This window comes from Novosphingobium aromaticivorans DSM 12444 (genome assembly GCF_000013325.1).
Taxonomy (GTDB): Bacteria; Pseudomonadota; Alphaproteobacteria; order Sphingomonadales; family Sphingomonadaceae; genus Novosphingobium; species Novosphingobium aromaticivorans.
This window is the reverse complement of the sequence record NC_007794.1, coordinates 2,578,161-2,591,024: the sequence shown is the minus strand read 5'-3', so window position 1 is coordinate 2,591,024 and position 12,864 is coordinate 2,578,161. Positions and strand designations below refer to the sequence as shown.

The following is a 12,864-nucleotide window of genomic DNA, read 5'->3' as shown; positions in this document are numbered from 1 at the left end:
TAGCTCCAGTTGTGCTGAGCCAACCTGTCCTCTACCCTTCCGGTGCAATTGCATCTTCGGCCGTTGAGGGGTTTATGGCGTCATTTGTTGAACGGGTTGGTCTTCTCCGCCAGGATGTCAGGACGCCCCTGTACCTGCAACTTCAGCAGCTCGTCCGCCAGGCGATCGAGAACCGCGTTCTCACGCAGGACGACATGATTCCGGCCGAGCGCGACCTTGCGGTCGAATACGGCGTCTCGCGCATCACCGTGCGCAAGGCGATTGACGGGCTGGCGCAGGAGGGGCTGGTCGTGCGCCGTCGCGGTTCGGGCACGTTCGTCGCCACCCGCGTGGAAAAGAGCTTCTCCAAGCTGTCGTCCTTCTCGGAAGACATGATCGCCCGGGGCCGCAGGCCCAGCAGCGAATGGCTTTCCAAGTCTCGCGGCCTTGTCACGCCCGAGGAATCGCTCTCGCTCGGCCTGTCGCCGGGGGCCGAGGTCTTCCGCTTCCAGCGCCTCCGCTTTGCCGACGAGGTGCCGATGGCGATCGAGTATTCGACCATCGCCGCCCATTGCCTGCCGGGCATCGATGCGGTCGGGGATTCGCTCTACGCCGCGCTCGAGGCTGTCGGCAATCGTCCTGTCCGCGCGCTGCAGCGCCTGCGCGCGATGCACTTTCCCGCCGAACAGGCCAAGCGTCTCGGCGTCGACGTCGACCATGCCGGCCTGTTCATCGAACGTCGCGGTTTCCTCGCTGATGGCGAGGCCGTGGAGTTTACCCAATCGTACTATCGCGGCGACGCTTACGACCTCGTCGCAGAGTTGAACGCCAGCTAGAGGCGCGGCGTGCACAAGGAGGGCTGATGACGAGTGTTGAGCTGCATGCCGAGCAATCGGCGATGCGGCGCGAAGCAGCGGAAGCCGGCACTGCCGTCACCCGTTTCCTGGCGCACAACGAAAAGAACCTGAAGGCCCTCGCCGAACGTCTGCGCGCATATCCGCCCAATGTGGTGGTCACCTGCGCACGCGGCTCTTCGGACCATGCGGCGACGTTCGGCAAGTACCTTGTCGAAACGCGTCTCGGCATTCCCGTGTCTTCCGCCGCGCCCTCTGTGGCTTCGGTCTTCGCGTCCGACGTGCGCCGCACCGGCTCGGTGCTCGTCGCGATCTCGCAATCCGGACGCAGCCCCGATCTTCTTGCCACGGTGGAAAGCCACCGCGCGGCAGGCGCCTATGTGGTGGCCCTGGTCAACCAGCCGGATTCCCCGCTCGAAAAGCTTGCCGACTGCTTCCTGCCGCTCTGCGCCGGCCCGGAACTGTCGGTAGCGGCGACGAAATCCTTCGTCGTCTCGCTCGCGGCCCTTGCAGCCATCGTCGCGTGGTGGAGCGAGGACGAGGCGCTGAAGGATGCGCTTCACGGCCTGCCCGCGCTGCTCGACCAGGCATATGCCCGCGATTGGACCGCTTTGGTCGATGCACTCGCGCCGGCCAATAATCTCCTCGTCGTCGGGCGCGGCTATGGCCTCTCGGTCGCGCAGGAAGCGGCGCTCAAGCTCAAGGAAACCTGCGGCCTCCACGCCGAGGCCTTCAGCAGCGCCGAAGTCCGCCATGGCCCCATGGCCATCGTTGGGGAAGGCTTTCCGATCCTCGCCCTCGCCACGTCCGACGCTTCGGGCGATGACGTGCGCGCCGTCGCGGGCGAGTTCTCCGGTCGTGGCGCCCGGGTCCTTCTCGCAGACTGCTCGCAATCCGCCGGCACGCTTCCGGCAGTCCCGGCGCACCCCGTGATCGAGCCGATCCTGCTGGTCCAGTCGTTCTATTCGGCGGTCGAAACCCTGGCCCGCGCCCGGGGGATGGAGCCCGACAATCCCCCGTTCCTGCGAAAGGTGACAGAGACGCTATGACTGTCCTCGCCTTCCGCAACGGGCGCATTCTCCTGCCCGGCGGCATTGCCGAAAGTGCCCGGATCGAGATCGGCAACGACCGTATCGATGCGGTCCTCTCGGGCGACGAGGCTGGCACAGGCCTCGGCCCATCCGTCGACCTCGGCGGTGGTTGGCTCGTCCCGGGCTTCGTCGACACCCAGGTCAACGGCGGCGGCGGCGTGCTGTTCAACGACAGCCCGGACGTCGCCTCGCTTGCCCGCATCAGCGCGGCCCATGCCCGCTTCGGCACGACCGCGCTCCTGCCCACCCTGATCAGCGCCCCGCGCGATACCATCGCACGCGCGCTCGATGCGGTGGACGAGGCAATCGCGTCCGGCGTTCCGGGCGTGATCGGCATCCATGTCGAAGGGCCGTTCCTCAACGAGGCGCGGCGCGGCATCCACGATGCGGGGCAGTTCCGCCCGCTCGAGGACGAACTGATCGCGCTGCTCACCCGCCCGCGCAAGGGCAAGGTCATGGTAACGCTCGCGCCTGAGTGCAACGCACCCGATGCGGTGCGCGCGCTGGTCGAGGCGGGCGTGATCGTCAGCATCGGCCACAGCAACGCCAGCTACGAGGATGTGCGCCTTGCCATCGCCAATGGCGTGCGCGGCGTCACCCACCTGTTCAACGCGATGTCGCCGTTCCACCACCGCCACCCCGGCGTCGTCGGCGCCGTGCTCGAGGACCGCAGCCTGTGGTGCGGTCTCATCGTCGACGGTGCCCACGCCCATCCGGCGGCGATCCGCGTGGCCCTGGCCGCGCGTCCGGCGGACCGTTTCATGCTGGTCACCGATGCGATGCCGACCGTGGGAAGCGAGCGCAAGCGGTTCGTCCTGAATGGCGAGGAGATCACCGTGCGCGACGGCGTCTGCGTGAATGCCGAAGGAACGCTAGCCGGGTCGGACCTCGACATGGCCACCGCAATCCGCAACTCGGTCGAACTCGGCATGGCGCCGCACGTCGCTTTCGCGATGGCAACGCACAACCCCGCCGAATTTCTTGGGCTTGAATCCAGCCGCGGCGCGATCGCACGCGGGCACCATGCCGATCTCGTCTGGCTCGATGCGGATTTCCGCACCCAGGCCACCTGGATCGGCGGGCAGCGGGTACGCTGACGCAGCTTGCCGCCCCGTCGCGCCGCGTGGCAGCCGGGGATGGAGGGAAGAAATGATGGGGTCGATTGTTCTCTCTGCGCCGATTGCAGGTTGGGTCTCCGCGCTCGACGAGGTCCCTGACGGCGTCTTCTCCGCCCGCCTTCTGGGCGATGGCGTGGCCATCGATCCGGTCGAAGGCCTGCTCTGCGCGCCTTGCGATGGCGAAATCCTTTCCGTCCACGCCGCGCGCCATGCCGTCACCATGGCAGGGGAGGGCGGCGTCGAACTGCTCATGCACCTCGGCATCGACACGGTCGAGTTGAAGGGCGATGGCTTCGAGACGCTGGTCCGGGCAGGCCATCGCGTCGTGCGAGGGCAGCCTCTGCTGCGCTTCTCGCTCGACGACCTTGCCGGCCGCGCGCCCTCGCTCGTCTCGCCGGTCATCGTCACCAATGGCGACCGTTTCACGATTTCCTCCTGCACTGTCGACGCGCTCGTTGCCGTCGGAGACGACCTGATCCGGCTCGATCCCGTCGGAGTCGCCCCTTCGCCGGATCGCGCGCCGGTGGGCGAGGCGGTCGGGGCCATTGTCGTCGTGCCCCTGCCCAACGGCCTTCACGCCCGGCCCGCCGCGCGCCTGGGCGAAGCGGCGCGCGCCTTCGCCGCGGAAACGCGCATCGTGAAGAACGGCCGGGCGGTTTCCACCCGCTCGCCGGTCGGCCTGCTCGGTCTGTCCATCCAGCTGGGCGACGAAATTCTCGTCGAGGCCAGCGGACCGGACGCCTCACAGGCAGTGGCTGCGCTGGTCGACCTCATCCGCAGTGGGCTGGGCGAGGGCGCTGAACACGATGCCGCCGCAGAGCCGCGCGCCTCGTCTGCCGGCATGCCGCCCTTCGCTCCGGTGCCGGATGGCGCGCTGCGCGGCAATCTTGCCTCGCCCGGCTTCGCGCTCGGCACCTGCCACCGCCTCGACCGCTCCGAACCGGAACTGCCGGTGCAGGGAAAGGGCAAGGAAGAGGAGCGCATTCGCCTGCTCTCGGCGATGGACCATCTGCGGTCGCGGCTCGCGATCTCGTCCGAGGTCAGCCCTAAGGCAGCGATATGCAGCGCTCACCGCGCGCTGCTGGACGATCCCGAACTCGAAGCCGCGGCCCTTTCGCGTATCGCCGAGGGCGAAGACGCCGCCCATGCCTGGCGCGAGGCTTGCCGCGCTTCGGCGGTGGTTCTGCGCGGCAGCGGTTCGGCCCGCTTTGCCGAGCGCGCGGACGACGTTCTCGACCTCGGGAGGCAGCTCGTCACCATCCTCATCGGCGAACTCGACGAGACGTTGGCGTTTCCTCCGGGGACGATCCTCCTGGCAGACGAACTGCTGCCTTCCCAGATCATGCAGCTCGGCGCCGAGGTTACCGGCATCGCGCTCGCGAACGGTGGCCCGACCTCGCATGTCGCGATCCTTGCGGCCAGCATGGGCATTCCAATGCTTGTCGCCATCGGCGATGCGCTCGCAGGCGTTCGCGCGGGCGACAAGGCCATTCTCGATGCCGACGGCGGCTTTCTCCTCCCGGCGCCCGGCGCTGCCGCGCTTGCCGAGGCAGAAGCGGAAGTTGCCGCGCGTCAGGCGAGGCGCGCCGATGCCCTCGCCAGCGCGAGCGAGCTTTGCCACAGCCGCGACGGCGCGCGCATCGAAGTCTTCGCCAATCTCGGCTCGCTCGACGATGCCCGTCGGGCAGTCTCCGCCGGGGCCGAGGGCTGCGGATTGCTGCGCACGGAATTCCTGTTTCTCGAAAGGGAAAGCGCGCCGACCGTCGCCCAGCAGGCCGAACTCTACGCCGGGATTGCCGATGCGCTGGGCGGTCGCCCCCTGATCGTCCGCCTGCTCGACATCGGCGGTGACAAGCCCGCAACCTATCTGCCCATCGCGCCAGAGGCCAATCCGGCACTCGGTTTGCGCGGCATCCGGGTGGGACTTGCCCATCCCGATGTGCTGGAAGACCAGTTGCGCGCCATTCTTTCGGTCGAACGCGGAGGGGCGCTGCGGATCATGGTGCCGATGGTCACCGGCGTCGCCGAGGTCCGCGAGGTGCGCCAGCGGGTCGACCGGATCAGCGCCGAACTTGGCCTCGCGCAGCGCGTCGAAGTCGGCATCATGGTCGAAACGCCTGCCGCCGCCGCCACCGCGTTCCTGCTCGCGCCGCACGCCGATTTCATGTCCATCGGCACGAACGACCTGACCCAGTACGTCCTCGCGATGGACCGGGACAATCCGGCCGTGGCGGGTGGGATCGACGGGCTCCACCCGGCCGTGCTCAACCTGATCGCGCAGACCGTGCGCGGCGCGCAATCGGTCGGTCGCTGGACCGGAGTTTGCGGCGGACTTGCGGCAGATCGCCTTGCGGTGCCGCTGCTCCTCGGCCTCGGCGTGACCGAGCTGTCGGTGCCGCTGCGTCAATTGCCCGAAATCAAGGCGCTCGTGCGCGGGCTGTCCATCTCGGACTGCAAGACTCTCGCCCTCGAGGCGCTTCAGCTTGAATCCGCTGCCGAAATCCGTGCCCTGTCGCGGGCATTCGTGGAGACACTGCCATGAGGAACCTTCTCGGCCTGCTCCAGCCGATCGGTCGCGCGCTGATGCTGCCGATCGCGGTGCTCCCCGTCGCGGGGCTTCTGCTGCGCCTCGGCCAGCCCGACCTGCTCGATCTTCCGCTGCTGGCCGCGTCCGGCGATGCGCTCTTCTCCAGCCTCGGACTGCTTTTCGCCATCGGCGTTGCCGCGGGCATTGCGCGCGACGGCAATGGTGCGGCGTGCCTCGCGGGGGTGGTCTGTTATCTCGTCACGATGAACGGCGGCAAGGCGCTCCTGCCGGTCCCGACGGACGTCACGCTCGGCCTTGCCGATACGCTTGCCCAGACCGTCGCAAGGGCGTGGAAGGCCAAGGCCTTTGCCCGGCTTGACGTACCCATCGGGATCGTCTCGGGTCTGCTCGGCGGCGCGCTCTACAACCGCTTCTCGACCATCGCCGTTCCTGCCTATCTCGCCTTCTTCGGCGGAAGGCGTTTCGTGCCCATCGTCGCGGGTGGCGCGGGGGTCGTGCTTGCCGGGGTCGTGGGCCTTGGCTTCCCGGCACTCGATGCCGCGCTCGATCACGGTAGCCGGGGTCTCGTTGCCGCAGGTCCGGTCGGGCTCTTCGCCTTCGGGGTTCTGAACCGGCTGCTCCTCGTCACCGGGCTCCACCACATCCTCAACAACGTCGCCTGGTTCGTCCTGGGCGATTTCGGGGGGACGACCGGCGACCTGCGCCGCTTCTTTGCCGGAGACCCGCATGCGGGCGCCTTCATGGCCGGGTTCTTCCCGATCATGATGTTCGGCCTGCCCGCCGCCTGCCTCGCCATGTACCGGGCCGCGTTGCCCGATCAGCGCAAGGCGACCGGCGGCATGCTTCTCAGCCTCGCGCTCACCTCGTTCCTGACCGGCGTGACCGAGCCGATCGAGTTCAGCTTCATGTTCCTCGCACCGATGCTCTACGCGGTCCACGCGGTGCTGACGGGCGCGGCGATGGTTCTGATGGACGTGCTCGGCGTGCGCATGGGCTTCGGCTTTTCCGCCGGCCTTTTCGACTATGTGCTGAACTTCGGCCGAGCCACCCGGCCGCTTCTCCTGCTGCCCGTCGGCCTTGCCTATTTCGCGATCTACTACGCGGTCTTCAGCTATGCGATCCGCCGTTTCGACCTCGCGACGCCAGGCCGCCAGCCGCTCGCGCCCTCCGGCCAGCAGGAAACCGGCACCGACGGCGAGTTGGGCCACGCCTATGTCGAAGCCCTTGGCGGCGCCGCCAACATCGCCACCTTGGGCGCCTGCACCACGCGCCTGCGCCTGGTCGTCCGCGATCCCGCGGCGGTCGACGATGCCGCGCTCAAGGCGCTCGGCGCGGTCGCGGTGCTGCGCCCTGCCGCCGATGCCGTGCAGGTCATAATCGGCCCCATGGCAGACCGCATCTGCGCCGAGATGGCCGACGTCGTGAAGCACGCACCCGCCGCCCCCGCCGCCACGCCTGTCCGCTCCGAAGCGTTAGCCGTCAGCCTGCGCCCGGAAATCCTTGCCGCGCTCGGCGGAGCCGATGCCGTCGTCCAGGCCTCGCGCGCGGCCGGACGCATCCGCGTGACGTTTCGCCGTGACGCGGATCTTGCGGCAATGGCCCCGGTCCCCGGCCTGCGCTGCGTCGCCCGCATCGACGCGCGGACCTGGCACCTCATCGGCCAGGACCTCGCGGTCTGAGCCGCGCGGCGATGACGCCGACCGGCCTGCATCGCCGCGAGGTCCTGTCGCTGCTGGGCACGACAGCCTGTACCATCGCCGCCTCTGCCCACGCTTCGGCACCCGCTGGCGCGCTTTCCCCGTCGCCTGCTGATCCGCACCATCGCCTCGTCTTCGACAGCCCCGCGCGCGAATGGATCGAGGCGCTCCCCGTCGGCAACGGCCGCCTCGGCGCAATGATGCACGGCCTGCTCGATGGCGAGCGACTCTCGCTCAACGAGGACACGCTCTGGTCGGGCCAGCCCTCGGTCGGCGGGGCCGCCGCCGACGGCCTCCTCGAACAGATGCGCGATCTGATCTTCGCTGGCGACTATCCGGGGGCAGACCGCCTCGCGCGCCGGATGCAGGGCCACTTCAGCGAGGCTTACCTGCCGCTGGCCGACCTCCACGTCGATCTCGATCAAGCCGGTCCCGCCCGCGCGATCCGCCGCACGCTCGACCTTCGCGAAGCCACTGCCGGGGTCGAGATCGACCGCGATGGCGGCATTGAACGGCGCACGCTCTTTGTCTCGGCCCCGGCGCAACTCGTGGTGTTCAGGATCGAGCGTGAGGGCGCCGCCCGCTTCGGCGCCAGCGTGCGCCTCGACTGCCAGCTTCGCTCTTCCATCCGCGCCGTATCGCCCCGCCGCCTCGTCCTCGCCGGCAAGGCGCCCACGGTGTGCGAGCCCGACTATCGCAACGTCCCGGACCCCGTTCGCTATTCCGACCGCGCCGGCTACGGCATGGCCTTCGCCGCGATTGCCGAGATCGACACCGACGGCTCAGTCCGAAAGGGGGAGGGCGCTCTTCGGGTCGAGAACGCCGGCTGGCTCGAGATTCGCCTTGCCGCCGCCACCGGCTATCGTGGCCCCCACGTCCTGCCCGACCTCGATCCCGGCGCGGTGGAGGCGCTGGCAGCCGCGCCCTTGCGCCGCGCAAGGGGCAAGCCGCACACCCGCCTTCTGGCCGACCACCGCCGCGATCACCGCGCGCTGTATGAACGGTCCGCGCTCGCGCTCGGCGGCGGCGACACCGCCCGGCGGCACGATGGCCTGCCCACCGATGCGCGCCGCGCCGCCGATCCGGGCGACCCCGCGCTCGCGGCGCTGCTCTACAATTACGGCCGCTATCTGCTGATCGCGAGTTCCCGGCCCGGAACGCGTCCGGCGAACCTCCAGGGCATCTGGAACGCGCAATTGCGCGCGCCGTGGAGCTGCAACTACACCACCAACATCAACGTGCCGATGAACTACTGGATGGCCGAGACCGCCAACCTCGCCGATTGCCATCGTCCGCTGGTCGATTTCGCCGAAGCGCTGGCGCGGAATGGCGGCGACACCGCGCGCGATTACTACCGGATGCCCGGCTGGTGCCTGCACCACAACACCGACCTGTGGGCCATGTCTAATCCGGTCGGCGCGGGCGAGGGCGATCCCAACTGGGCCAACTGGCCGATGGGTGCGCCATGGATCGCGCAGCACTTGTGGGAACACTACCGCTTCTCGGGCGACCTGGCGTTCCTGCGCGACCGCGCCTGGCCGGTAATGCGCGGCGCGGCGGATTTCTGCGTCGGCTGGCTGGTACGCGATCCCGCCTCGGGCCAACTCACTACCGCCCCCTCGATCTCGCCCGAAAACCTCTTTGTGACGGCCGATGGCCGGACGGCCGCAATCAGCGCGGGGTGCACGATGGACATCGCCATGATCCGCGAGCTGTTCGGCAACTGCATCGCCGCCGCCGCCGTCCTGGGCGAGGATGCCGCCTTCGCGAAAGTCTTGCGCAACCTGTCCGAAGAGCTTCCTCCCTACCGCATCGGCCGCCACGGCCAGTTGCAGGAATGGTCGGTCGATTTCGCGGAACAGGACCCGGGACACCGGACAGTCTCGCACCTCTATCCGATCTTTCCAGGCGGCGATATCACGCCCCGCCGCTCGCCTCGACTGGCAGCGGCAGCCGCGCGCTCGCTCGACCGGCGCGAGGCGCATGGTGGCAGCTCAACCGGATGGTCGCGCGCCTGGGCCACGGCAATCCGCGCGCGTCTTGGCGATGGCAAGGCTTGCGGAGAGGCGCTCGAACGTTTCCTCGCCGATCACGTCGCGCGCAGCCTGTTAGGCACTCACCCATTCCATCCGCATCCGGTCTTCCAGATCGACGCGAACCTCGGCATCGCTGCGGCGATCGCCGAATGTCTCGTGCAGAGCCACGAGGACCGGATCGAGCTGTTTCCCGCCCTGCCGCCGCGCTGGCGGGAAGGGGCAGTGAAGGGCCTGCGCACGCGGCACGGGGCAACGGTCGATCTCGAATGGACGCCCGCAGGCGCGACCGTTCTCCTTCATGCGCGGCGCGGCGGCACGGTCACGGTCGGCCTCCCGCCCTCGCTCCGTCCCTCTTCCGGCGCCGCCGTGGCGCAGGTCGATCTGCGCGTCGGCAGGGATCGCACAGCCAGGCTTGCCCTGATCGCCGTCTGACCCACCGTTCGCGTCTACCCCCGACCATTCACCCCCCTGATCGCCAACCTTGCCCCGGCTTCTCACCGGAGGCGTTCACGCGCGCACGTACCGCGGTCACCAACGAAAAATGCCCGCCCCCCTTTCGGGGAGCGGGCAAGCCACCTGGGAGCGCAGTGGTGGTTCTTAGAACTTCGCAGTCATGCTGGCCGAATAGACGCGGCCATTCTTGTAGATCGAAGTCGGCGCGTTCTTGGTCGAGCTGTACTGGTAGTACGTCTCGTCCAGCAGGTTCGAAGCCGTCGCCGTCACGCTCAGGTTCTCGTTGATCGCGTAGGAGACCTGCGCGTCAAGCTGGCGGTAGGCGTCGGTGTAGTCCTGCGACTGCTGGCGGCCGAAGCGGTAGAAGTACTTCGAACGACGGTTGTAGCTGACGCGCGCCTGGAACGGTCCGTTCTCGTAGTAGGGCGAGATCTGGATCGTGTTGCGCGACAGGAAGGGCAGGCCTTCCGCCTTGCTCGTCTCGGCATCGGCGAAGGTGTAGGAGGCCTGGATGCCGAAGCCCCAGGCGAGGTTGGTGTTGCCCGAGATCGAGAAGCCGGTGACCGATGCCTTGCCGCCGTTTACCGGGCGCGACACCGCATAGGTGAGGGTGTTGCCGGTGATCGGGTTGGTCAGTTCGGTCTCGAGCGTCTCGTTGCCCACGTAGTTCGAGATGTCGCGGTAGAACACTTCGCCCGAAAGGAAGCTGCCCGGTGCGAAGTACCATTCGGCCGAGAACCCGAAGTTGGTCGCAAGGTAGGGCTTCAGGTCGGGGTTGCCGCCGCTGCCGCTCAAGGTGGAGTCGGTCAACGAAAGGTAGCCGGCAAGGTCGGAGTAGCGCGGACGCGACATGACCTTGGCCGCCGCTGCACGCAGCACAACCGTATCGCCCGCGTCGTAGATCACGTTGATCGAGGGCAGGAACCGGTTGTCGGTCTTGTTGTACTGCACGAGCTGAACGGTCGAACCGCTCTGCGCGTAGAAGTTCGATTCCGTCTTGGTGCTGACGAAGCGGACGCCGACGTTGCCGCGCAGCTTGCCGGTTTCGAAGTTCGCCTGGGCATAGCCGGCCGCGATCTTTTCCTTCACCAGCCAGTATTCGCCCTTCGCCAGGCCGCGGTCGTCGGTGAAATTGCCGTACTTGGCCAGGGCGGCGATGATGCCGTCCTTGTCCATGCCGACATAGGGTGCACCGTTGCCCGAGGTGCCAAGGCCATCATAGAGACCCGAAGGCAGCACGTTGTAGTCAAGATCCGCCAGGGTGAAGTCCTGGTCGGTGAAGATCGCGTTGCTGTAGGTCGTGTTGCTGTTTTCGTGCGAAGTGAAGCGCGCGCCGAACAGCAGCTGGGTGAACGGCCCGGCGTTCAGGTCATGCACGGCATTGGCTTCGGTGAACCATTCCTTGTCCAGCGTGAAGCCGGACTTGGTCGGGATGCCGCCGATCTGGCGACCGAAGAAGGTGCGGCCGTCGGAGGCGGTGATGTTCTCGCCGCCGTTTGCGGTGTAATTGCTCAGCCACTTGGTCGGGTCGGTCGCCGGGCTGTCCCAGTCGACGGTCGTGTTGCGGCCGTTAGCACCCGAAGTGAAGCCCTGCTGGGTGCGGAAGTCGAGCAGGTATTCGGGGTCCTTGCCGCCCGAAGCGCGGGTGTAGCCGACGTTGCCGGTCACGTGCCAGCCGTCGGGTTCCCATTCGTAGGCAAGCGAATAGGTGTCGTTCTTCACGCGGGTGCGGCGATAGAGCGTGTCGAGCTGGCCGGTCGAGCCGGTCTGGCCGTCCGCGATGCCCGAGAAGGTCGCCTGGGTCACGAGACCGCCGCTGAACTGGGCCGAGATGAGGCGCGAACCTTCGTACCCATACGTGTACATCGAGTTCGAGACGTTGTCGTAGTTGCCGCGAATGATCAGGGCCGTGCCGGTCAGCTTCAGGTTGTCGGACGGACGGACCTGGATCGCGCCGTTGAAGCCGATGCGTTCGCGTTCCTGCTTGAAGAATTCGCGCGCGAGGAACGAGGCGAAGCGCGAGCTGGCGAATTCGCTGCGCTCGTCTTCGGTCAGGTCGGTGATCGCCTTGCCGTTGACGGTGGCGGTCGACGGGGCGTTGTCCAGCAGGGCCTGGCCGGTGCGGTACCAGTAGACCGCCACGCCAGCGCGGCTCAGTTGTTCCTTGTCGTAGTTGGCGGCGGCAAGGATGCCGATGGTTTCGTCGGCGTTCTTCCAGCTATAGAGCGCGTTGCCGCGGATGCTGCCGCGATCGGCGCGGTCGTTGTATTCGTAGCCGCCGTTGAAGCGGAAGGTGTTGGAGTCGAGGTCGAGCGGCTTGCGCGTGACGACGTCGACGGACGCGCCGATAGCGCCTTCCTGGAGGCGGGCTTCGGGGGTCTTGTAGACCACGGCCTGGCTGATGATCGAGGGCGACAGCAGCGAGTAGTTGAACGAGCGGCTCGAACGGTCGGAGGGGTTGCCGCCCCAGTCGGCCGAGGCGACCGAGTGGCCGTCGATGGTCAGGCGGTTGAGGGCGGGTTCGACGCCTGCGATCGAAAGCTGTTCGCCTTCGCCGAACTGGCGGTCGACGGTGACGCCGGGAAGACGGGCGAGCGAGTCAGCGACGTTAGCGTCGGGGAACTTGCCGACATCTTCGGCGCTGATCACGTCGACGATCGAGCTGGCCTTGCGCTTGATCTCGATGGCGTCGCGCAGCGAGGCGCGAATGCCGGTGACGACGATGCCGTCAGCCTCGTTGCTTGAAACGGATTGTGCCTGGGCGGCGACGGGCGCGGCCACCATGGCAGTCGTGGTGATCAACAGAAGATGCCGCAGTGTCATGCGTATTTCCCCCAACAGCTTGGCGCAGTGCGCGCCAAAGATTTCGCCGGTGTAAGGCCGGCCCCCTCCTTGGTCCCGAATGGATGTGTTGGGTCCAATCATGTTACCAACACCCTATTTGGTTATGCGTATGTTATATCTGTGGCGCCGATATTCCAACGAAAAATGCTATCTGGACATACGCTGGTAACCTGTTTGCATTACCTATCTGAATTTCAAATATAAAAAAGGTCGGCAGTGGTGCATTTGCGCCAGGATGGCCGTT

Annotated in this window: 7 protein-coding genes; 6 read left to right on the top strand and 1 reads right to left on the bottom strand. The window is 67.4% G+C overall.

Features of this window, described 5'->3' with window-relative positions:
- The first annotated feature begins 74 nt into the window (after nucleotides 1-74).
- From SARO_RS12155 to SARO_RS12130, 6 genes are read left to right on the top strand one after another with little or no spacing between them, the layout of a single operon-like run.
- Nucleotides 75-815, top strand: coding sequence for a GntR family transcriptional regulator (locus SARO_RS12155; RefSeq protein WP_011446058.1), 741 nt, complete (start codon nucleotides 75-77; stop codon nucleotides 813-815).
- A gap of 26 nt (nucleotides 816-841) precedes the next feature.
- Nucleotides 842-1,882, top strand: a complete 1,041-nt coding sequence (locus tag SARO_RS12150; RefSeq protein WP_011446057.1) for an SIS domain-containing protein — start codon at nucleotides 842-844, stop codon at nucleotides 1,880-1,882.
- On the top strand, nucleotides 1,879-3,021 hold the full coding sequence (gene nagA, locus SARO_RS12145) for an N-acetylglucosamine-6-phosphate deacetylase (protein WP_011446056.1): 1,143 nt from the start codon (nucleotides 1,879-1,881) through the stop codon (nucleotides 3,019-3,021). The genes SARO_RS12150 and nagA overlap by 4 nt, the downstream gene beginning before the upstream one ends.
- A 52-nt stretch (nucleotides 3,022-3,073) precedes the next feature.
- Nucleotides 3,074-5,584, top strand: a complete 2,511-nt coding sequence (gene ptsP, locus SARO_RS12140) for a phosphoenolpyruvate--protein phosphotransferase (RefSeq protein ID WP_011446055.1) — start codon at nucleotides 3,074-3,076, stop codon at nucleotides 5,582-5,584.
- Nucleotides 5,581-7,269, top strand: a complete 1,689-nt coding sequence (nagE, locus tag SARO_RS12135) for an N-acetylglucosamine-specific PTS transporter subunit IIBC (protein WP_011446054.1) — start codon at nucleotides 5,581-5,583, stop codon at nucleotides 7,267-7,269. Before ptsP ends, nagE begins: the two co-directional genes overlap by 4 nt.
- Before the next feature lie 11 nt (nucleotides 7,270-7,280).
- Complete coding sequence (locus SARO_RS12130; protein ID WP_011446053.1) at nucleotides 7,281-9,755, top strand: glycoside hydrolase family 95 protein; 2,475 nt, start codon at nucleotides 7,281-7,283, stop codon at nucleotides 9,753-9,755.
- A gap of 165 nt (nucleotides 9,756-9,920) precedes the next feature.
- Here the strand turns inward: SARO_RS12130 and SARO_RS12125 are convergent, their stop codons facing one another.
- Nucleotides 9,921-12,599 carry a TonB-dependent receptor gene (locus SARO_RS12125; RefSeq protein WP_049759380.1) on the bottom strand — a complete coding sequence of 893 codons (2,679 nt, stop codon included), beginning with the start codon at nucleotides 12,597-12,599 and terminating at the stop codon, nucleotides 9,921-9,923.
- Nucleotides 12,600-12,864: the final 265 nt, after the last annotated feature.